Origin of the sequence: Marilutibacter penaei (genome assembly GCF_014145395.1) — a bacterium.
In the GTDB taxonomy this organism is placed as follows: domain Bacteria; phylum Pseudomonadota; class Gammaproteobacteria; order Xanthomonadales; family Xanthomonadaceae; genus Marilutibacter; species Marilutibacter penaei.
Genome location: NZ_JACHTE010000005.1, coordinates 271023 through 292235, shown reverse-complemented (window position 1 = coordinate 292235; position 21213 = coordinate 271023). Strand labels below are relative to the sequence as shown.

The 21213-nt window shown below is 68.6% G+C and carries 14 protein-coding genes and 1 riboswitch; of the genes, 8 read left to right on the top strand and 6 right to left on the bottom strand.

Annotated elements, in window-relative coordinates; genetic code table 11:
- Positions 1-284: 284 nt before the first annotated feature.
- Positions 285-1682 (bottom strand): sigma-54-dependent transcriptional regulator, encoded by a 1398-nt coding sequence (locus H4F99_RS08775; protein ID WP_182669352.1) that lies wholly within the window; start codon positions 1680-1682, stop codon positions 285-287.
- Between the two features lie 81 nt (positions 1683-1763).
- Positions 1764-3350, bottom strand: a complete 1587-nt coding sequence (locus tag H4F99_RS08770) for a sensor histidine kinase (protein ID WP_246371541.1) — start codon at positions 3348-3350, stop codon at positions 1764-1766.
- Between the two features lie 228 nt (positions 3351-3578).
- On the opposite strand from H4F99_RS08770, the gene sucC reads away from it, so the two are divergent.
- Both sucC and sucD read left to right on the top strand, forming a co-directional pair.
- Positions 3579-4745: an ADP-forming succinate--CoA ligase subunit beta gene (gene sucC, locus H4F99_RS08765; RefSeq protein ID WP_182669351.1), complete on the top strand. Its 1167-nt coding sequence runs from the start codon at positions 3579-3581 to the stop codon at positions 4743-4745.
- 12 nt (positions 4746-4757) lie between these two features.
- Positions 4758-5633 (top strand): succinate--CoA ligase subunit alpha, encoded by an 876-nt coding sequence (sucD, locus tag H4F99_RS08760; RefSeq protein WP_182669350.1) that lies wholly within the window; start codon positions 4758-4760, stop codon positions 5631-5633.
- Between the two features lie 425 nt (positions 5634-6058).
- On the opposite strand, the gene H4F99_RS08755 is transcribed toward sucD, so the two are convergent.
- From H4F99_RS08755 to H4F99_RS08745, 3 genes are all read right to left on the bottom strand, one after another.
- On the bottom strand, positions 6059-6448 hold the full coding sequence (locus H4F99_RS08755; RefSeq protein WP_182669349.1) for a tautomerase family protein: 390 nt from the start codon (positions 6446-6448) through the stop codon (positions 6059-6061).
- 132 nt (positions 6449-6580) lie between these two features.
- A complete protein-coding gene (locus H4F99_RS08750) occupies positions 6581-9280 on the bottom strand; it encodes a collagenase (protein ID WP_220481089.1) in 2700 nt (899 codons plus the stop codon).
- Between the two features lie 235 nt (positions 9281-9515).
- Positions 9516-10730: a M24 family metallopeptidase gene (locus H4F99_RS08745; protein ID WP_182669348.1), complete on the bottom strand. Its 1215-nt coding sequence runs from the start codon at positions 10728-10730 to the stop codon at positions 9516-9518.
- Between the two features lie 218 nt (positions 10731-10948).
- On the opposite strand from H4F99_RS08745, the gene H4F99_RS08740 reads away from it, so the two are divergent.
- A complete protein-coding gene (locus tag H4F99_RS08740) occupies positions 10949-11602 on the top strand; it encodes a GntR family transcriptional regulator (protein ID WP_182669347.1) in 654 nt (217 codons plus the stop codon).
- 97 nt (positions 11603-11699) lie between these two features.
- Positions 11700-13373, top strand: coding sequence for an NAD+ synthase (locus H4F99_RS08735; RefSeq protein WP_182669346.1), 1674 nt, complete (start codon positions 11700-11702; stop codon positions 13371-13373).
- A gap of 90 nt (positions 13374-13463) precedes the next feature.
- On the opposite strand, the gene H4F99_RS08730 is transcribed toward H4F99_RS08735, so the two are convergent.
- Positions 13464-14327 (bottom strand): outer membrane protein assembly factor BamD, encoded by an 864-nt coding sequence (locus H4F99_RS08730; RefSeq protein WP_182669345.1) that lies wholly within the window; start codon positions 14325-14327, stop codon positions 13464-13466.
- Positions 14328-14426: 99 nt separating this feature from the next.
- Here H4F99_RS08730 and rluD point away from each other — a divergent pair, with 99 nt between their 5' ends.
- The 4 genes from rluD to btuB all read left to right on the top strand — a co-directional run bounded on the left by rluD (position 14427) and on the right by btuB (position 21171).
- Complete coding sequence (gene rluD / locus H4F99_RS08725; RefSeq protein ID WP_182669344.1) at positions 14427-15401, top strand: 23S rRNA pseudouridine(1911/1915/1917) synthase RluD; 975 nt, start codon at positions 14427-14429, stop codon at positions 15399-15401.
- Between the two features lies 1 nt (position 15402).
- The gene (gene pgeF, locus H4F99_RS08720) at positions 15403-16179 is read left to right on the top strand and encodes a peptidoglycan editing factor PgeF (RefSeq protein ID WP_182669343.1); all 777 of its coding nucleotides are present in this window, start codon (positions 15403-15405) and stop codon (positions 16177-16179) included.
- Between the two features lie 106 nt (positions 16180-16285).
- Positions 16286-18871: an ATP-dependent chaperone ClpB gene (gene clpB / locus H4F99_RS08715; RefSeq protein ID WP_182669342.1), complete on the top strand. Its 2586-nt coding sequence runs from the start codon at positions 16286-16288 to the stop codon at positions 18869-18871.
- 84 nt (positions 18872-18955) lie between these two features.
- Positions 18956-19204, top strand: a riboswitch (cobalamin riboswitch).
- A 110-nt stretch (positions 19205-19314) separates the two neighbouring features.
- A complete protein-coding gene (btuB, locus tag H4F99_RS08710) occupies positions 19315-21171 on the top strand; it encodes a TonB-dependent vitamin B12 receptor (RefSeq protein ID WP_343064176.1) in 1857 nt (618 codons plus the stop codon).
- The last annotated feature ends 42 nt before the right edge of the window (positions 21172-21213 follow it).

Here is a 21213-nt window from a genome sequence, read left to right as displayed (position 1 = left end):
GACGGTCGTCAAATTTGCCGTGACGTGTCGCGTCACAGGCGGGTGAGAAAGTGACGCATAGCGTCAGATTCTGTGGGCGCGTCATGTGACGGGGTCGCTCGATTACGTTCCCTGAGGCGCCTGTCGGGCATGCGGGGATGCATGGAATCGATGCGCAGGAGGCGCATGCAGGGGTGTGCCGCCAGGCGTGCGGGCACGCCAGCGGAAAGACGGAGTTAGGCGGCTCCCGCCACGGAAGGGGAGTGGGTATGGATGGGTCTCGGGCCGTGGCCGGCCCGGGGCGCTCAATCGATGCCGAGCTTCTTCAGCTTGTAACGGAGGGCGCGGAAGGTGATGCCCAGGGCCTGCGCGGTGCGGGTCTTGTTGTAGCGGTTTTCCTGCAGCGCGTGCTGGATGGCGGCGCGCTCGATCTCCTCGATGTAGGAGGGCAGGGCGCTGGTGGCGGTGTCGCGCGGGTCGAGCGTGCGTGGATCGCGGCCTGCCGCCGCCACGCCGGCTGCCGCTGCGGCGACGCCGGCATCGCCCCCGGCGGCGGCGCGCGGCAGGTGGAGGTCGCTGGCGGCGAGGGTGTCGCCGTCGGACAGGGCCAGTGCGCGCTCGAGGATGTTCTCGAGCTCGCGGACATTGCCGGGGAAGGGGTATTCCTTCAGGGCCTTGAGGGCGTCGTCACCGAGGGCGGGAACGTTGCGTCCCTGGTGTTCGGCCAGCCGGCCCAGGATCTTGGCGGACAGGCCGGGGAGGTCCTCGAGCCGTTCGCGCAGCGGCGGCACCGCGAGTTCGATCACATTGATGCGGTAATAGAGGTCCTGGCGGAACTTGCCCTCGGCGACCAGCTTGGCGAGGTCCTTGTGGGTCGCGGAGAGGATGCGCACGTCCACCGGGCTTTCGGTGTTCGCGCCGACCGCGCGGACCGACTTTTCCTGGATGGCGCGCAGCAGCTTGACCTGCATGGGGAGCGGCAGCTCGGCCACTTCGTCCAGGAACAAGGTGCCCCCGTCGGCGGTCTGGAACAGGCCGGGCTTGTCCGCATGCGCGCCGGTGAAGCTGCCCTTCTTGTGGCCGAAGAATTCGCTTTCCATCAGTTCGGACGGGATGGCACCGCAGTTGACCGGCACGAACGGGCCCTCGACGCGCGCACCCTCGGCGTGGATGGTGCGGGCCACCAGTTCCTTGCCGACACCGGACTCGCCGGCGATGTAGACCGGCGCTTGGCTGCGGGCCACCTTGGCGATGGTCTGGCGAAGGGTGGTCATCGCCGGGGATTCGCCGTACAGCCGCGAGGACACGGCGCTGGCGTCTGCCTTGCGGGCTTCCTTGAGGTCGAGCGCGTGGCGGACAAGGTCGCGCAGCACCGGGAGGTCCACGGGCTTGGCGACGAAGTCGAAGGCACCGGCCTTCAGCGCCTCCACGGCGGCTTCGACGTTGCCGAAGGCCGTGATCATGGCCACCGGGGTGTCCGGGTACTTCTGGCTGATCTCGCCGACCAGCTCGATGCCGGAGCCATCCGGCAGGCGCATGTCGGTCAGGCACAGGTCATAGGTGTTGCGCTGCAGCTGGTTGCGCGCGTCGCCGAGGTTCGATGCCGTGTCGCAACGCAGCCCCATCCGGCTCAGGGTCATGACCAGGAGCTCGCGGATGTCGCGTTCGTCGTCGACGATGAGGGCGCTACGGGTGTCTGGCATCGAGTCCTCCGCCCGCCAAGATAGCCGATGGCCCCCGCACGGCCAAGCGGTCAGACATCATTCATGCCGGTTCCGCGGCCATCATGCGGCCGCTCGGGCGGCACTGGCCGGGAAGCGGATGCGGAAACAGCTGCCCACGCCCGGGGTGGGCACGTACTCGAGCGTGGCCTGGTTGGCGCGGCACAATTCACGGGCGATATAGAGGCCCAGCCCCGTCCCGTGCGGGGAGGTAGTGAAGAAGGGCTTGAACAGCTGGGTGGCCTGGCGCTCGGGGATCCCGGGGCCGCGGTCGAGCACGTCGATTCGGACGCCGCCATTGCTCTCCGTGGCGACATGGAGGGTGATCCGGGCCGCCTCGCCGGGCTTTCGACCGTAGAGCAGGGCGTTGTGGACCAGGACGGTGAGCACCTGGTGCAGTTGGCGGGGGTCGACCATGGCCGGCAGCGCGGGCCGGGTGGAGGTACTGGTCAGGCTGTCGTCCTCCAGCGGATGGCCGGCCTGGTACTCGTTGATGAACTGCCGGGTGAGCAGGACCAGGTCGACATGTTCCGGCTTGGCCGGCTCGCGCCGGGCCAGGCCCAGGACGTTGTCCACGATGCCGTTCATCCGGCCACCCTGCTGGCGGATGATCTCCAGCAGGCGACGATCGGCCGGGCGGATGTCGTCGGACTCTTCCAGCAGCTGGACGGCGTAATTGATCGCGGCCAGCGGATTGCGGATCTCGTGGGCGAGGCTGGCCGAGAAGCGGCCGAGCGTGGACAGGGTGATGGACTCCGCCCGCTTGGACACCAGGGACGTGTCGTCCAGGAAGATCAAGGTCTGGTCGCTGCCCGCCAGCAGCCGGGTGAAGCGGGGGACTACCTCGGAGAACTCGGGGCTGGGCTGGAACGGCGTTTCGTCCGGCTTGGCGCCGTTCCGCCAGGCGGTCAGGCGCCGGGCCAGCTCCGGCAGGACTGCATCGAGCTGCCAGTCCTCTTCCTTCGCGCCGCCCAGCAGGACGATCGCCGCTTCGTTCGCGAGGGTGATGCGGTTGTGGCCGTCCACCAGCAGGACCCCGGTACGAAGCCGCCGGATGATCAGCTCGTTGACTTCGACCAGGTGCGCGGTCTGCTCCCCCCGCTCTTCGGCCAGGGCGTGGCTGGCACGCATCTGGCGGCCCAGCAGGCTGGTGAGGGTGGCCATCGCCATGTAGCCGACGGAAAACATCAGCGGCTGGACCAGGGAGACGCCGGGCAGCTCGTCGATCATGCTCGACCACAGGTGCTCGGCGATCAGGCCGCCCACCGCGGCCAGGGCGAAGCCGATGCCGTAGCGGGTGGGCAGCAGCAACGCAGCGGCGCCGATGTTGAAGATCAACATCAGCGCGATGCCGGTGCCGGCGGCCGGGATCGCATGGATGGCGAGGATGCCGAAGAACAGGTCGGCGGAGATGCCGGCCAGGGTGCAGATGCGCAAGTTGCCCTTGCGGCCGAAAACGAACAGCAGCACGGCCACGAAGGCATAGGCGATCGCGATCGCCATCGCGAAGGGGAGGTGGCGCGGATCGGGCAACTGCTCGGCGAAGGGGCCGAACAGGACCAGCAGCAGCATGGCCGCTTCGAGGAGACGGTACAGGGTGTAGAAATGGAGTTCGCGTCGCAGCGCCTTGTCGGCGTCGGCGACTTGCAATGGCGCGATTCTGAACGGCAAGCGCGTCACTCCCGCGGCGGTTTCCGCTGCAGTATAGGGACGTGGATCAAGGATTTGCGAGTGGCCCCCGGTCTCCGCCCTGCCTCCGGCCAAGGGCGGTTTTGCCCGGGGCCGTGGGATCGGCGACAATGGCGGGCCGCCTCGCGTCTTTGCCGGCCTCAGGGCCGGGCCTGCGCGGGGCGTTCGTCCAACTCCCCTCGGTGACGCATGAACTTCCACGAATACCAGGCAAAGCAGCTCTTTGCCGATTACGGCATTGCCGTGCCGACCGGCCGCGTGGCCCGCACTTCCGACGAAGCCGTCGCGGCGGCCAAGGAAATCCCGGGCGACCTGTGGGTCGTGAAGGCCCAGATCCACGCCGGCGGCCGCGGCAAGGCCGGCGGCGTCAAGCTGGCCAAGAGCTTCGACGAGGTCCGCGAGTACGCCAAGGCCATGCTCGGCACGAAGATGGCGACCTACCAGACGGCGGGCGTCGAGCTGCCGATCGACACGGTGCTGATCTCCGAGGGCACCGACATCGCCAACGAGCTTTACCTGTCGGTGCTGGTCGACCGCGACACCCAGTCGATCACCTTCATCGCCTCGGCGGAAGGCGGCATGGACATCGAGCAGGTCGCCGCCGAGAAGCCGGAGGCCATCCACACGCTCAACGTGAACTACGTCGAGGGCCTGCAGCCGTACCAGTGCCGCGAGCTGGGCTTCGCGATGGGCCTGAACGCCAAGCAGGTCGGCCAGCTGAGCAAGATCATGCTGGGCCTGTACCGCCTGTTCAACGAGAAGGACCTGGCCCTGGTGGAGCTGAACCCACTGGCCATCCTCACCAACGGCGACCTCGCCGTGCTGGACGGCAAGATCAACAGCGACGACAACGCGACCTTCCGCCACAAGGACCTGGCCGCGATGCGCGACATCCGCCAGGAGGACGAGACCGAGGTGCTGGCCAGCCAGCATGACCTCAACTACGTCACGATGGACGGCAACATCGGCTGCATGGTCAACGGCGCCGGCCTGGCGATGGCGACCATGGACGTGATCAAGCTCAACGGCGGCGAGCCGGCGAACTTCCTCGACGTCGGCGGCGGCGCCACCAAGGAGCGCGTGACCGAGGCGTTCAAGCTGATCCTGTCGAGCGACAAGGTGGAGGCGATCTTCGTCAACATCTTCGGCGGCATCGTCCGCTGCGACATGATCGCCGAGGGCATCATCGCCGCGGTCAAGGAAGTCGACGTCAAGGTGCCGGTGATCGTGCGCCTGGAAGGCACCAACGTCGAAGCCGGCAAGGACCTGCTGAAGAACTCCGGCCTGGCGATCACGCCGGCCGATGACATCAACGACGGCGCCAAGAAGGCCGTCGCCGCCGTTTCGGGCAAGTGAGGCAGGACTGACATGAGCGTTTTGATCAACAGGAACACCAAGGTCATCGTCCAGGGCTTCACCGGCTCGCAGGGCACCTTCCACGCCGAGCAGATGCTCGAGTACGGCACCCAGGTCGTGGGTGGCGTGACCCCGGGCAAGGGCGGCACCGAGCACCTCGGCCTGCCGGTCTTCAACACCGTCGCCGAGGCCGTCCGGGCCACCGGCGCCGACGCTTCGGTGATCTACGTGCCGCCGCCGTTCGCGGCCGACGCGATCCTCGAGGCGGCGTCCGCCGGCATCAAGGTGATCGTGTGCATCACCGAGGGCATCCCGGTGCTGGACATGCTGCGCGTCAAGAACGTGCTGAAGGGCTTCGAGGACGTGGTGCTGGTCGGCCCGAACTGTCCCGGCGTGATCACCCCGGGCGAGTGCAAGATCGGCATCATGCCGGGCCACATCCACAAGCCGGGCAAGATCGGCATCGTGTCGCGTTCCGGCACGCTGACCTATGAAGCAGTCAAGCAGACCACCGACGTGGGCCTGGGCCAGTCGACCTGCATTGGCATCGGCGGCGACCCGATCAATGGCACCAACTTCATCGACGCGCTGAAGCTGTTCCAGGAAGACCCGCAGACCGAGGGCATCATCATGGTCGGCGAGATCGGCGGTTCGGCCGAGGAGCAGGCGGCGGAGTACATCGCCAAGCACGTCACCAAGCCGGTCGTCGGCTTCATCGCCGGCGCGTCGGCCCCGAAGGGCAAGCGAATGGGCCATGCCGGCGCGATCGCGTCGGGCGGCTCGGGCACGGCCGAGGGCAAGTTCGCCGCGATGGAGAAGGCGGGCGTGACCACCGTGAAGTCGCCGGGCGACCTGGGCGCGGCGATCGCCAAGCGCCTCGCGGGCTGAGCGGTTCCGCCAGCGTGACAAGGAAAAGGCCACCTCCGGGTGGCCTTTTTCGTGGGTCTTTTCCTGGGTGGGGGCAACTTCGGAAGGAGTCGCCGCCCGCCGGGGTGGGGGTTGCTCCGCCCTCCTGACGACGTCCTGTCGTGAAGTCGGGTCGCAGACCATCCATGGTCTGCTCTCCGCAACCCCCACCCCGTCGACCGGCGCCTACCGCGATCGTGCAGCTCAGGGCTTCGGTTGCTTTCGAAAGCGCCAGGCTACTGTCCAGAAGTCGGTGGGCCTGGGGTTCGCGTGACCGTGCGCGGCATGGATGCCGCGCCCGAGCCCCCAGGGATGGGTTTACGGCGTGTCACGCGAACCCCAGGGTCACCGGCTTACTTCTTGACGCCTCCCCGCAACCGGGTGAAGGACCACGTCCCGTGGGGCAATCAGACCCCGACGGGGTAGTCCACCATCACTTCGTCGCCGGCCTTGCCGTACAGGCCCCAGTTCCAGCGAGGCGTGTCGGTGATCGAGATCTCGATGTCGTTGCGCGGGATGCCGTGCTGGGCCTCGAGGCGTTCCTGCAGCAGCCGGATCAGGGTTTTCTTCGCCGACATCGAACGTCCTTCGAAGCAGGCGATCTCCAGCGCCAGGAAGCGGTCGGAGTGGCCGTCGCCGAAGTAGAACTCATCCGCCTGCAGGCCGATGAAACGCTGGTAGCGGTGATGGGCCGGGAGCTTGAAGGCTTCCATCATGCAGCCGTGGATGGTGTCCGAAAGCGCGCCACGGATGGGATCGAGGTGCGATTTGAGGCCGTAGATCTTGATGCGGGACATGGCGCCGGGCTGCGGGGTTGGCGAGGGCGGAGGCGTGCGGAAGGGTAGCAACAAAAAAACGCCGGGGGGAGGGCATGGCCTCCACCCCGGCCCGCCCGCCATCTGGACGGGCGCCAAACCACTGGCTGCAGCTCAGTAGCGGGTACTGACGGTCACGCCCGACGCCGCCGTCCGGCCGTACAGGCTGACGTAGACATAGCCGGCGGGCGGATAGTCCACCACGACGGTTTCGCTGTTGCCGGCCTGGGTCGAGCGGTAGTTATGAAAGCTACGCGTGGCCCAGCTGCCCAGCGTGTTCACGTACAGGTCGGCGTTGCCGCTGCCGCCGGCGGTGCTGATGTGCAGCGATCGCGTGCCCTGGGGGACATACAGGTACAGATAGGCATGGTCCCCGGCGGCCACGGATACGTTGCGGCGCGCGCAGTCCTTGCCCAGCACCTGGCTGCCCCCGCTGCATTCCGGCAAGCCGCCGCCGCCGTCGCCGCTACTGACGGTCACGTTCTGCTGGCGGGTGTGGGACGCGCCCGCGTCGTCGGTGACGGTCAGGCTGACCGTATAGGTGCCGGGGCTCGCATAGGCATGGCTGGGGTGGGTGGACGTGGAGGACGTGCCGTCGCCGAAGTTCCAGGCCCGCGAGACGATGCGGCCGTCCGAGTCGCTCGAGGTGTCGGAGAACTGCGCGGTCAGGCCATTCGTCGTCACGCCGAACGCCGCGACCGGCGGGGTGTTGCCGGACCCGCCGCAGATGGGCGCGTCGGGCGTCGCGACGCAGGGCAGCCAGCTCCGGAAGCCCGCATTGTTGCTGGTGCCCAGGCTGGCCATGAAGCTGGCGTAGCCGGTGTAGTCGCCGATACGCAGGCGGGCGAGGATCGAATCCACCTGGCCGGGACGCTCCTCGAACATGTAGCGCACCGCCAGGTAGCCCCAGTTGTAGACCCGGGTCTGGCCGCTGCCGTAGTCGTTGCCGTAGATGGTGCTGATGTCGTAGGTGGCCTTGGCCGCCTCGCGTTCCGCCGCGGCGTAGGGGATGCCGCGGTAGGAATAGGACATGTATTCGGCGAGGCCTTCGATCCACCAGATGGTGTCCTGGGAGATCGCGTCCCCGAAGTCGCCATGCATGTTGAACCGGCCGTCGAGGTAGTGGACGTACTCGTGGGTGAGGTTCCAGATCTCGAACGTCTCCGGTTGCAGCCATTCCGCCTCATAGGCGATGAAACGCGCCTGGTTGCCGCTCGCCGACGGGTCTCCTTCCAGGTACATGCCGCCGTTGTTGGTGTCGATGCCGTAGATCGCGCCGGCGTACGTGCCGTAGTCGGTGCTGCTGTTGAACACCACCATCTCCAGCGCCGCGTTGTTGTCGTCGGCAACTGGCCGGCCGGCGGTGCCGAGGCGGTCGTGGAAGTAGGCCTCCTGGCCGCCGACGATCTGGCAGGTTTCCGCCAGCTCGCTGCTGCTCATCGCCTGGGCGCGGATCTTCAGCGTGGCGCTGCAGGTGTGCCGGATGGGAAGCGCGGCCGCTTCGACACGCTCCCTGAAGTCGCACAGGCCGTAGTAGCTGCAGTTGGCCTTGTCGTAGTAATCGACCATCTCGCCGACGCCCACCCACAAGGGTGCGGTGACGCCGGTGACCGACGAGCGGTCCAGCAGCGCCTTCGCACGGGACCGGGCCAGTGACTTGAGCGCGCCACCGTACTGCAGGAACCGGCCGAGTTCGCGCCCGGCGTTGGAGACCAGATAGTCGTTCTCGCTCCCCATCAGGCTGAAATGCCTGTTGGCGAAGTCGTACAGGGTGTCGACGATCGACATGTCGGCCTGCACGAGTTGCTGGAAGTCGGTGTTCTGGTGTCCCCGGAACAGCACGAGGTAGGCATTGTTGGTCGCGGCGCGCATCCAGTAGTACGCGTCGTAGCGGTTGTCGTAGGCATTCAGCAGGCGCTTGACCACGTACAGGTAGCGCGCGTTCTCGGTGGCGCTGTCGATCAGGGTCACGTACTCGGCGAGCGTTTCGCCGTGGACGTCGTCGACCCGCCCGAAGTTGGCGTTGGATGCGAAGGCGTCCAGCGCGGGTCGGATGGCGTTCCGCAAGGCCGCGCCGTAGTCGCCCACGGCGGGGTCGTAGTACTGCACGTAGTAGCCGGCACGCAGGAACAGCACGAGTTGCAGCGTGCTGTCCTGGTTGGTGCCGTCATAGCGGCCGGACGAAGTCGCCAGTGCGTTGGCGATCGTGACCATCTTGGACTCGTTGAACGTGTCGCGCGCGGTGGTCCCGGTGAGCGAGAACAGTCCATTGATGCAGCTCGTGGTGGCGCCCTTGACGGCCGCGACCAGCGACGCACCGCTGAGCGAGGCGAACTGGGTGCTGGTGCAGTCGGCCGTCGTCGCGGCGGCACGCATCGTCCCCTGCGATTCCAGCGACGGCCGCTGGAGGATGTTGGCCCGCGCGTCGCCGTGGTCGTAGGCGGTATCCACCCATTGGCTCAACGGGCTCTGCGTGGGCATGCGGCGGGAAGGCGGCAGGCGCTCGGACTGGACGTGCTGGCCGAACACCTGGCGTTCGGTCTGCGGCGACTTTTCCACTGCGCGCAGGCGGCTGATCCTGCGGGCCGACGGATCGGCGGCGCGCAAGCTTGCGCTGCGGGGTTGCGTGCGGCCCTGGGCGACCTGCCGCGCGGCAGGTGCCGGCGTGGCATTGGGGGCCGCCTTGTCCGGCATGGGGCCGGTCACGAACGCGGGCAGCCCGTTCTGGCTGGCATAGCTGATGAACGAAGCGATCGCGGCGATGCTGGCGATCGCGGCCAGGCGACGGGCCCGGCGGGTACGTGGTGCTTGCATTGCGGTGTCTCCCTTGGATGAGTGAGGCGGATGTATCCGCCGCCGACAACGCCCCCCTTGCGCAATGTCGATGGATGGCCGGTCCCGTACTGCCTGTCCGTCCGGGTCCGGGGTCCTGCAGCCGGGGGACGGTCCCCCGGGCCCGCGTGGCGGCCCGGTGCCGCATCGCTGGCGTGGTCTTTCGAAGGCCGGCGCCGCTCCCGCCGGCCCGGTCATCTGCGTGGCTGCGCGGTGCTCAACCGAAGGGCCGCGCGATCGATTCGGCCGGCGGCGTGAACCACCGCGCGCCCGTGTCGGTCACGTGGAAGTGGTCCTCGAGGCGGATGCCGAAGCGGCGCGGGACGACGATCATCGGCTCGTTGCTGAAGCACATGCCCGCCTGCAAGGGCGTGCGGTCGCCGCGCACCAGGTAAGGCGGTTCGTGGATGGCCAGGCCAATGCCGTGGCCCGTGCGATGGGGCAGGCCGGGCAGGCGGTAGTCCGGCCCCAGGCCGGCGCGGGTCAGCAGCGAGCGCGCGGCGTTGTCGATGCTTTCGCAGGTCACGCCGACCCGGACCGCATCGAACGCCGCCTGCTGCGCATCGCGTTCGAGGTCCCAGAGTCGGCGGTGTTCGTCACTGGGCGTGCCGAAGGCATAGGTGCGCGTGATGTCGGAGTGGTAGCCCTCGACCTGGCACCCGGTGTCGACCAGCACCAGGTCGTTCCGCTGGAGTTGCTGGTCGCCGGCGATGCCGTGCGGATAGGCGGTCGCCTCGCCGAACTGGACCGCGCAGAAGGTGCTTCCGCCGTCGGCGCCAAGCGCGCGATGGGTTTCGTCGATGAAGGCCCGGACCTGACGGGTGGTCATGCCGGGGCGCAGGGATTCGAAGGCCTGTTGCTGCACTTCGATCGTGATCGACATGGCCTGCTGGATCAGGGCCAGCTCGGCCGGCGACTTTTGCATCCGGCAGATGTCGGTGACGGGCGCGGCGCTGCACAGCGGAACCGCGCCCATCGCACGCTGCAGGGCCTCCACCATGAACCAGGGGGCCAGCGGATCGACCGCCACGAGACGGCATCCGTTGTCGCGCAGCAGCGTGGCCACGGCCTGCGCGGGAGGTTCGTGTTCCTGCCACGTGCACAGCGCCGTTTCGATCTGCAGCACGCCCTGCAGCGAACCCACTTCGAACTCGGGGCACACCAGCACCGGCTCGCCGCGGGGGAACAGCAGCAACGCCACCATGCGCTCGGTCCCTCCCCAGGACACCCCGCTGAAGTAGCGCAGGTTGGCGCCGGCGTGGATCACGCAGGCGTCCATGCCGTTCTGCTGCATGAGCATCCGTGCGTGCGCGATGCGTTGCAGGTATTCGGGGCGGGCGATGGGCGCGGGGCCGAGGATCCCGCTCCGGGGTACGGCATCGGGTCCCCGATGGGGGCGCGCGTGGAGGGGGGCGGGAGGCAGGTCAGGCATGGCAGCGGTCCGGCGGAGAGGCGGCCTCGGCGGCCGTCATACAGTGGAAACACGGGTAATTTATAAAAGATACAGTATACAATTTGAGAGGGGCGTCGCTTTTCCGGCAGCTCACGGCCGTCGAGCGGCGGGGCGGCGTGTCAATGCGCGATGCTCGGCGCCCGCGCACGACGCTTCGGCAGGGGGTGCGAGGCGCGCGCGGCCGGTAGACTGGCCGGATGAGCATCGTCAGTCGCAGCCTTTCCGATCAGGCCTTCGAGGTGATCCGGGAGCGGATCCTGTCCGGCGAGATCCCGGCCCTCGCGCCGATCCGGCAGGAAGCGCTGGCCGAGGACCTGGGCATCAGCAAGATCCCGTTGCGCGAGGCGTTGACGCGGCTCGAGCAGAGCGGCCTGCTGCGGTCGCTGCCCAACCGGGGCTTCTTCGTGCCCGCGCTAAGCGCGCTGGAGGCCGAGGAGGTGTTCGCGCTCCGCCTGAAGCTGGAGCCTGACGCGGCCGCGGATGCCTGCCTCGAAGCCGACGATGCGCAGCACGCCGCTGCACGGGCCGCCCTGGCCGCACTGGAAGCCGTCGACGGGGGTGACAAGGCGGCCCTGGCGACGTGCAACCGCGGCTTCCATCTGCTGCTGGTGCAATCGACGCGGCACCAGGTCACCGCGCAACTGGTCGAGCGCCTTCACCTGCTTGCGGACCGCTATGTCCACAAGCACCTGGAACCGGAAGGCCGCTACCGGCGCGCCGACGACGAGCACCAGCGCCTGCTCGACGCCTGGCTGGCACGGGACCCGGCGCTCGTCCGCGCGCTTCTGGCCGCCCATCTGCAACTCACGCTCGACGACCTCCGCCTGCAGCTCGCCTCTACGGCGCCCTGAGGCCGACTGGTCCGGGTCGGGCCACATCTGGAACAATGGCGCATCCCCACTGTGGCCCGTGTCACTCGGCGGCGGGTCGCCCCAGCGATGGTCCCCCATGCCCCAGACGCTTCGAATCGCCCTGGCCCAGTTCGATTTCCCGGTCGGTGCGGTCAACGCCAACGCCGAACGCATCCTCGCCATGATCAACGAGGCGCGCGACGAGTACGGTGCCCACGTGGTGCTGTTCCCGGAGCTCGCCCTCAGCGGATACCCGCCCGAGGACCTGTTGATGCGTCCCGGCTTCCTGACCGACTGCCACCTCGAGCTGGAGAAGCTGGCCACGCGCGTCGCCGGCATCACCGCCGTGGTCGGCTGGCCGCAGGCGGCGGGCAGCGTGGTGTACAACGCGGCCAGCGTGTTGCGCGATGGGCGCATCACCCATACCTACCGCAAGCGCGAACTGCCCAATTACGCGGTCTTCGACGAGCGCCGGTACTTCACCGTCGATCCGGACGGCGAAACCTGCGTGTTCGAAGTGGACGGCGTGCGCATCGGCCTGGTGATCTGCGAGGACCTGTGGTTCGCCGAGCCCATGGCCGAGGCGGTGGCCGCGGGAGCCGAGCTGATGCTCGTGCCCAACGCCTCGCCGTTCGAGCGCGACAAGCACGCCGACCGCGACGCGATGATCGGTCGTCGTATCCGTGAGAGCCGCGAAAGCGGCCACGGCCCCGGCGTCGCACTGGCGTACCTGAACGTGGTCGGCGGCCAGGATGCGCTGATGTTCGACGGTGCGTCGGTGGTGGCGGACGCCAACGGCAGCGTCCACCCCGCCGCCGCTGCGTTCACCGACCAGTGGCTGGTGGTCGACTTCAATCGCGAGACCCGGAGCTTCCTGCCGGTGCTGTGGATGGACGACGGCGACGAAAGCCGCGACGCGCTGGCCTGGCGCGCGATCGTCCGCGGCGTGCAGGACTACTGCGGTAAGAACGGATTCACCCAGGTCTGGCTGGGCCTGTCGGGCGGCATCGATTCCTCGGTCGTGCTGGCGCTCGCGGTGGATGCGCTGGGCGCGGACAACGTGACCGCGGTGCGCATGCCCTCGCGCTATACCGCCGACCTGTCGAACGACCTGGCCGAGGTGCAATGCCGTTCGCTGGGCGTCGAGTTGCTGACCCTGCCGATCGAGAAGCCGTTCCAGGGGTTCCTGGACGCCCTGGCGGAGCGCTTCGAGGGCCAGCCGGTCGATACCACGGAGGAGAACCTGCAATCCCGCACCCGGGGCGCATTGCTGATGGCGTTGTCGAACAAGTTCGGCGGGCTGCTGCTGACCACCGGCAACAAGAGCGAGTATGCGGTCGGCTACGCGACGATCTACGGCGACATGTGTGGCGGCTACGCGCCGATCAAGGACCTGTACAAGACCGAGGTCTACGCGCTCTCGCGCTGGCGGAACACCGTGGGCGGAAGCGCCCCCCACGGGGGCATGGTGATCCCGCAGGAAGTGATCGACCGGCCGCCATCGGCGGAGCTGCGCGCCGACCAGAAGGACCAGGACTCGCTGCCGCCCTACGACGTGCTCGACGCGATCCTGCTGCGCTACGTGGACCAGGAGCAGTCACGCGACGACATCGTGTCCGCCGGCTACGACGCCGCCACGGTCGACAAGGTGCTGCGGCTGGTGCGGATCAGCGAGTGGAAACGGCACCAGTCGGCCCCGGGACCCAAGATCTCGCGCCGGGCCTTCAGCCGCGAGCGTCGCTATCCCATTACCAACGGGTACGGGCGCTGAGGCCGCCGGCTCCCGCCGGGCCGGGAGTACGGGCAAGAAAAAAGCCGGGGTGACCCCCGGCTTTTTGTCCAGGACCCGGTCGTCGCGGCCTCAGTCCATGTTGTCCAGCGCGGATTTCTCGCCTGCGAACGGGTTCAGTTTGCGCCAGTTGCTGGGGTAGTCCGGCCAGCTGCGGTCGGTCAGGTAGGGGTGCCCGGGCGCCGCCTGCTCAAGTTGCGTGCGGGCGCTCGCGGCGAGTGCGTCATTGCCCATCCGGTCGTACGCGAGTGCCAGGGTGGCGATGGCGTCGTCGTGGTAGATGCTGTTCGGATAGGTCTCCAGCAGGTAGCTCGCGCGATTGGCGGCGGCGACGTAGGCGGTGCGGCGCAGGTAATACAGCGCGACGTCCATCTCGTGCCGGGCGAAGGTATCGCGCAGTTCCGCCATCTTTTCCTGGGCCGCCGCCGCGTAGGGGCTGTTCGGGTAGCGTTCGGCGACCAGTTGGAAGTCGTTGTAGGCCTGCCTCGGCGCCGCCAGGTCGCGACGGCTGGCATCCAGACGCCAGACGCGCTGCAGGAACACCGCATCCCGGCTCGAATTGGCGAGCCCGCGCAGGTAGTACATGTAGGGGGCGTTGCGATGGGTCGGGTAGGTGCGCAGGAAGCGGTCGACGCTGCTCACGGCGTCGTCGTGCTTGCCCGCCTTGTATTGCGCGTAGGCGGTTTCCATCAACGCCTGCTCGGTGTAGCGCCCGTACGGGTACTGGGCGACCAGCCGGCGGAAGGTTTCCTCGGCGCCGGACCAGTTGCCGTTCTGCATCGACTGGTGCGCCTTTTCGTACAGCGCCTCCACGGGCTGGCCCTCGTCGCTGTCCTTGTCCTTGAAGCGGGAGCAGCCGGTGGCGACGAACACGGCGACCAGCAGCAGGGCGGTCAGCCGGGGCAGGGGGCGGGCGGGGCGGAAACTTGCGGTCATGGGTCGGTCTGCGGCGCCTGGGGCACGAAGTGTCGATAATAGCAGTCCGTGCCCCCCGGGCCTGAATCGCCCCCGCTGCTGCCCCAGGAGGGCCCCGACATGCCGCCATCCGACAATCTGCTGACCGCAACCGTCCCCGACAACGCCGCCGGCCGCCGCTTCGACGCGGTGCTGGCCGAGCTGTTCCCGGACTACTCGCGCTCGCGCCTGGCCGGCTGGATCAAGTCCGGGGATGCGCGCCTGGACGGACGCGAGGTTCGCCCGCGCGATCCGGTCCGGGGCGGCGAAGCCGTGACCCTGTCCGTGGTGGAGGAGGTCCAGACCCATTCGGCACCCGAGGCCATACCGCTGGAGGTCCTGTACGAGGACGCACATGTCTTCGTCATCAACAAGCCGGCCGGCCTGGTGGTGCACCCGGGCGCGGGCAACCCGGGAGGGACCCTGGTGAACGCGCTCCTGCACCGCGACCCGGCACTGGACAAGCTCCCGCGTGCCGGCATCGTCCATCGCCTCGACAAGGACACCTCGGGGGTGATGGTGGTGGCGCGCACGCTGGTCGCGCACACCGCGCTGATCGAGCAGCTGTCCTCGCGCGAGGTCCACCGCCAGTACCTGGCCGTCGTGGTGGGGGCGATGGTGGCGGGAGGCACGGTGGACGCGCCCATCGACCGCCACCCGCGCGACCGCATCCGCATGGCGGTGCGCGATGACGGCCGCGAGGCGGTGACCCACTACCGCCTGCGCGAGCGCTTCCGCGCCCACACCCTGGTGGAGTGCCGGCTGGAGACGGGCCGCACCCACCAGATCCGCGTGCACATGGCCCATGCCAAGTACCCCATCGTCGGCGACCCCATGTATGGCGGACCGCTGAAGCTGCCGAAGGGGGCGACGCCGGAACTGGTCGACGCGCTGCGCGGCTTCCGCCGGCAGGCGCTGCACGCCGAGGTGCTGGAATTCCGCCATCCGGTGAGCGGCGAGCCGGTGCGCTGCAGCGCGCCGATCCCTGCCGACATGCAGGCGCTGGTGGCGGCCCTTCAGGACGACAGCCGGGCGGCGGACGCGGCCGCGCGCTGAGGTGGACGCGCCCCGGCCCTGGATCGAAGCCGACTGGCCCGCGCCTGCGGGCGTCCGCGCGTTGTCCACCGTCCGCCATGGTGGTGGCGCGTCGCCCGCGCCCTTCGACGACTTCAACCTCGGCACGCGCTGCGGCGACGACCCTGCAAATGCGCTGACCAACCGGCGCACGCTGAAGGAGCGGGCCGCGCTGCCGGGCGAACCGGGCTGGTTGAGGCAGGTGCATGGCGTACATGTGCATCGATTCGATGTCCCGCCAGGTGCGGACGAGCCGAGCGCCGACGCGGCCGTCACCGGGGTGCCGGGCGTGGTCCTGGCGATCCAGACCGCCGACTGCCTGCCGGTCCTGTTCTGCGCGCTGGACGGGAGCGAAGTCGCGGGCGCGCACGCGGGCTGGCGCGGGCTCGCGGGCGGCGTGCTCGAGGCCACGGTGGGGGCCATGCGTACGCCGGCCGACCAGGTCATGGCCTGGCTGGGTCCAGCGGCAGGGCCGGCGGCCTACGAGGTCGGTGTCGAGGTCTACGATGCCTTCGTCTCCCGCGACTGGGCCTGCGGCAGCGCCTTCACCAGCACCCGTGAGCATCACTGGCACGTCGACCTGTACGCCCTGGCGCGACGCCGCCTGCAGGCGGCCGGGATCGCGCCCGGGCGGATCCACGGCGGTGGCCTGTGCACGATCAGCGATGCCGACCGTTTCTTCTCGCATCGCCGCGACGCACGCACCGGGCGCATGGCCTCGCTGGTCTGGATCGAACCCGGGCCCCTCCACGCGGGCTGAACGGCCGGGCCGCCATCCTTGAACCTCGCTTGAATCGTCGCTGCGCGGACCGCATTTCAGTGCCATCGCGGCATTGCGGCCGCTCCTGATTCCATGAGGTTCCAACATGCGGATGGACAAGCTGACATCGCGCTTCCAGCAGGCGATCGCCGACGCGCAGTCGCTGGCGGTCGGGCGCGACCACAACGTGATCGAGCCGGTGCACCTGCTCGCCGCGCTGATCGACCAGCAGGGCGGCGGCACGCGGCCGCTGCTGGCGCAGGCCGGCGTCAACGTGCCGCTGCTGCGCGAGCGGATCGGCGAGGCACTTGACGCGCTGCCGAAAGTGAGCGGACAGGACGGCAATGTGTCGGCAGGCAACGACCTGGCGCGACTGCTCAATGTCACCGACAAATTGGCGCAGCAGCGTGGCGATGCGTTCATCGCGTCGGAACTGTTCCTGCTTGCCGCGCTGGACGGCAGCGGCGAGGCAGGCAAGCTGCTCAAGGCCGCAGGTGCCGACAAGGCGCGGCTGGAGGCGGCCATCGACAAGGCGCGCGGCGGCGAGTCCGTGCAGTCGGAGAATGCCGAGGACCAGCGGCAGGCGCTGGAGAAGTACTGCGTCGACCTGACCGCGCGTGCCGAGTCCGGCAAGCTCGACCCGGTGATCGGGCGCGACGAGGAGATCCGTCGCACCGTGCAGGTCCTGCAGCGCCGGACCAAGAACAACCCGGTGCTGATCGGCGAGCCGGGCGTCGGCAAGACCGCGATCGTCGAGGGCCTGGCCCAGCGCATCGTCAACGGCGAGGTGCCGGAGGGGCTGCGCGGCAAGCGCGTGCTTTCGCTCGACATGGGTGCGCTGATCGCCGGCGCCAAGTTCCGCGGCGAGTTCGAGGAGCGCCTGAAGGGCGTGCTCAATGACCTTGCCAAGAACGAAGGCCAGGTGATCCTCTTCATTGACGAACTGCACACGATGGTCGGTGCCGGCAAGGCCGACGGCGCGATGGACGCCGGCAACATGCTCAAGCCGGCGCTGGCGCGCGGCGAACTGCACTGCATCGGTGCGACCACGCTGGACGAGTACCGCAAGTACATCGAGAAGGACGCCGCGCTGGAGCGTCGCTTCCAGAAGGTGTTCGTGGGCGAGCCGACGGTGGAAGACACCATCGCGATCCTGCGTGGGCTGAAGGAGAAGTACGCGGTCCACCACGGCGTGGAGATCACCGACCCGGCGATCGTCGCCGCGGCCACGCTCAGCAACCGCTACATCACCGACCGCCAGTTGCCGGACAAGGCCATCGACCTGATGGACGAGGCCGCGAGCCGCATCCGCATGGAGATCGATTCCAAGCCGGAGGAGCTGGACCGCAAGGAGCGCCGGCTGATCCAGCTGAAGATCCAGCGCGAGGCGCTGAAGAAGGAGAAGGACGACGCGTCGAAGCAGCGGCTGGCCGACCTCGAGGCCGAGATCGCCACGCTGGAGCGCGAGTTCAACGACCTCGAGGAAGTGTGGAAGGCCGAGAAAGCGACCCTGCAGGGTGCGACGAAGATCAAGGAGCAGATCGAGGCCGCGAAGCTCGAGCTGGAGGCGGCGCAGCGCAAGCAGGACTTCGGCCGGATGAGCGAGATCCAGTACGGCACGCTGCCGGAACTGGAGAAGCAGCTGCATGCCGCGCAGGAGGCCGAGAAGCAGGGCTTCACCCTGTTGCAGGACAAGGTCACCGACGAGGAGATCGCCGAGGTCGTGGCGCGCTGGACCGGGATCCCGGTGTCCAAGATGCTGGAAGGCGAGCGCGAGAAGCTGCTGCGGATGGAGGACCACCTGCACACGCACGTGGTGGGCCAGGAGGAGGCGATTAAGGTCGTGTCCGATGCGGTTCGCCGTTCGCGTGCGGGCCTGTCGGACCCCAACCGTCCAAGCGGCTCGTTCCTGTTCCTCGGCCCGACCGGCGTGGGCAAGACCGAGCTGTGCAAGGCGCTGGCCGGCTTCCTGTTCGATTCGCCGGACGCGATGGTCCGCATCGACATGAGCGAGTTCATGGAGAAGCACGCGGTGTCGCGGCTGGTCGGCGCACCCCCGGGCTACGTGGGCTATGAAGAGGGCGGCTACCTGACCGAGACGGTGCGCCGCCGGCCGTACAGCGTGATCCTGCTCGACGAGGTCGAGAAGGCGCACCCGGACGTGTTCAACATCCTGCTGCAGGTGCTGGACGACGGCCGCCTGACCGACGGCCAGGGCCGCACCGTGGACTTCCGCAACACCGTCATCGTGATGACCTCGAACCTGGGCAGCCAGATGATCCAGGAGATGTCCGAGGATGACTCCCCGGAGGGCTACACGAAGATGAAGGCGGCGGTGATGGGCGTGGTGCAGAGCCACTTCCGACCCGAGTTCATCAACCGGCTCGACGACATCGTGGTGTTCCATCCGCTGACGAAGTCGCAGATCCGGGAGATCGCGAAGATCCAGCTGGCCGGACTCGACCGGCGCCTGGCCGAGCGGGGGCTCAGGCTGGAGCTGTCGGACAACGCGATCGCGCTGCTGGGCAACGTCGGTTTCGATCCGGTGTACGGCGCACGGCCGCTCAAGCGCGCCATCCAGCAGCAGCTGGAGAACCCGCTGGCGCAGAAGATCCTCGCGGGCGAGTTCGTGTCCGGCGACACCATCGTCGCCGATGCCGAGGGTGGCCAGCTGGTGTTCCGCAAGGGCTGAGTGCGGTCGATGACGGGCCCCGGGCGCCGAGAGTGTCCGGGGCCTTTTCGTGTCCGGTTGCCCCGGGGGCGCCGCGGCCCTGCTAGAATCCCCGCCGCCTGAGGTGACCGCCGCCCCGACCGGGGCGGTGGTTGAAACGGGAATCCGGTGCGCCGGGTCGCGCGTCCATGCAGGTGGACGCGCGAACCGGCAATTCCGGAGCTGCCCCCGCAACGGTAGGCGAGACAAGGTCCGTACACGGCCACTGTGCTTGATGCATGGGAAGGCGCGGACCCCGGACGATCCATCGTCCTTCTCGCGAGCCCGGAGACCGGCCCCAGGCACGACCCGGCATGCGGAGGGACATGCCACGGGCCGCGCCCTGCGCGCCGTTCCGATGCCTGCCTCCGCCTGCCTCCTGAAACCACAGCCGCGCGGGCGTGCGCGGTGATAGGAGTCATTCCGTGCAGCGCAGTCCCGTTCCGTTCCGCCGTGCCGTACTGGCCGCGTCCCTTTCCCTCGTCCTGTCGCCGGCCGCCGTGGCCCAGCAGCCGGACGAAGAGGCCATGTCGCTGGACAAGGTCGTCGTCACCGCCACCCGCACCGCCCAGACCCAGGACGAGACCCTGGCATCGGTCACGGTGATCGACCGCGAGGAGATCGACCGCCTGCAGCCGCCGACGCTGCCCGACCTGCTGCGCGGCCGCGCGGGCATCTCGCTGACCAACAATGGCGGCCCGGGCAAGGCGTCGTCCCTGTACCTGCGCGGCACCGAGTCGGACCACGTGCTGGTGCTCATCGACGGCGTCAAGGTCGGCTCGGCGACCAGTGGCGGGGCCGCGCTGCAGGACATCCCGGTCGAACAGATCGAGCGGATCGAGATCGTGCGCGGGCCGTTCTCCAGCCTGTACGGGTCGGAGGCGATCGGTGGTGTCGTGCAGATCTTCACGCGCCGGCCGCAGGGCCCGTTCGAGCCGAATGCGCGCGTCGCCGTCGGCAGCAACGAGACCCTGCGTGCCAATGCCGGCCTGGCCGGGCGCGGTGGCAACGACGAGCGCGGCGGCTGGTACGCGCTGCAGCTGGCGCACGAGCAGACCGAGGGCATCAACGCCTACCGCGGCACCCGCAACTTCGATCCGGACCTGGACGGCTACCGCAACGACTCGATCAGCGCGCGTGGCGGTTACCGCTTCAACCCGCGCTGGGATACCGAGCTGAACGTGTTCCGGACCGAGGGCGAGAACGAATACGACGGTGGCCCGGCCAGCGAGGCCGAGACCGTGCAGCAGGTGGTCGGAGGCAAGCTCCGCTACCGGCCGACCGACGCGGTCGCCCTGTCGCTCAACCTGGGCAGGAGCTCGGACCTGAGCGACAACTTCTTCAACGGCGTGTTCTCGTCGTCGTTCAACACCCGGCGCGAGCTTGGCGGCGTGCAGGCCGACCTCGGCCTGGGCGATGGCCTGTTGACGGTCGGCTTCGACTGGCAGCGCGACGAGGTCGACAGCACCACGGCATACAACGTCGACAGCCGGATCAACCGCGGCCTGTTCGCGCAATGGCAGCAGACGTTCGGCGCGCACTCGCTGCAGGCCAGCGTGCGTCGCGACGACGACAGCCAGTTCGGCGGCGAGACCACCGGCGCGCTGCTGTGGGGCTGGGACTTCACCGACGCGCTGCGGCTGACGGCGAGCTACGGCACCGGTTTCAAGGCGCCGACCTTCAACGAGCTGTACTTCCCCGGCTACGGCAATCCGGCGCTGGGGCCGGAGAATTCGGAAAGCGTGGAGCTCGGCCTGCGCGGCGAGCACGGCTGGGGCTACTGGACCCTCAATGGCTACCAGACCGTGGTGGACGACCTGATCGTCTACGACGCGAATTTCGGTCCGTTCGGTGGGCCCAACAACATCGACAAGGCGCGCATCCGGGGCGTCGAGGCGGTCGTGGGTGCGAACGTGTGGGGCTGGGACATGTCCGGCAGCGTGACCCTGATCGAGCCGGAGAACGACGCGGGCAATGCCGGCAACGTGCTGCCGCGTCGCGCGAAGCAGAGCGCCCGCATCGACCTCGACCGCAGCTTCGGCGCGTTCAGTGCCGGCGCGTCGGTGACCGGCGTCGGCGAGCGGTACGACAACGTCGCCAACACCGTGCGGCTGGGCGGCTACGGGCTCACCGACCTGCGCGTCGGCTATGCGCTCGGCGAGGCCTGGCAGCTGCGCCTGAGCGTCGACAATGTATTCGACAAGCCGTACGAAACCGCCGCGCTCTATAATCAGCCCGGTCGCACCTGGCTGTTGAGCATCGGTTACCGCCCCGTCCGTTAACCCCGACCCGCGGGGCTGTCGTGACGAGGCCCCGCCACCCGT

What these genes read in the sequence shown, in the direction of transcription:
- H4F99_RS08775 (WP_182669352.1), bottom strand. Translation starts at nt 1,682, where the DNA reads ATGCCAGACACCCGTAGCGCCCTCATCGTCGACGACGAACGCGACATC.
- sucC (WP_182669351.1), top strand. Translation starts at nt 3,579, where the DNA reads ATGAACTTCCACGAATACCAGGCAAAGCAGCTCTTTGCCGATTACGGC.
- sucD (WP_182669350.1), top strand. Translation starts at nt 4,758, where the DNA reads ATGAGCGTTTTGATCAACAGGAACACCAAGGTCATCGTCCAGGGCTTC.
- H4F99_RS08755 (WP_182669349.1), bottom strand. Translation starts at nt 6,448, where the DNA reads ATGTCCCGCATCAAGATCTACGGCCTCAAATCGCACCTCGATCCCATC.
- H4F99_RS08750 (WP_220481089.1), bottom strand. Translation starts at nt 9,280, where the DNA reads ATGCAAGCACCACGTACCCGCCGGGCCCGTCGCCTGGCCGCGATCGCC.
- H4F99_RS08745 (WP_182669348.1), bottom strand. Translation starts at nt 10,730, where the DNA reads ATGCCTGACCTGCCTCCCGCCCCCCTCCACGCGCGCCCCCATCGGGGA.
- H4F99_RS08740 (WP_182669347.1), top strand. Translation starts at nt 10,949, where the DNA reads ATGAGCATCGTCAGTCGCAGCCTTTCCGATCAGGCCTTCGAGGTGATC.
- H4F99_RS08735 (WP_182669346.1), top strand. Translation starts at nt 11,700, where the DNA reads ATGCCCCAGACGCTTCGAATCGCCCTGGCCCAGTTCGATTTCCCGGTC.
- H4F99_RS08730 (WP_182669345.1), bottom strand. Translation starts at nt 14,327, where the DNA reads ATGACCGCAAGTTTCCGCCCCGCCCGCCCCCTGCCCCGGCTGACCGCC.
- rluD (WP_182669344.1), top strand. Translation starts at nt 14,427, where the DNA reads ATGCCGCCATCCGACAATCTGCTGACCGCAACCGTCCCCGACAACGCC.
- clpB (WP_182669342.1), top strand. Translation starts at nt 16,286, where the DNA reads ATGCGGATGGACAAGCTGACATCGCGCTTCCAGCAGGCGATCGCCGAC.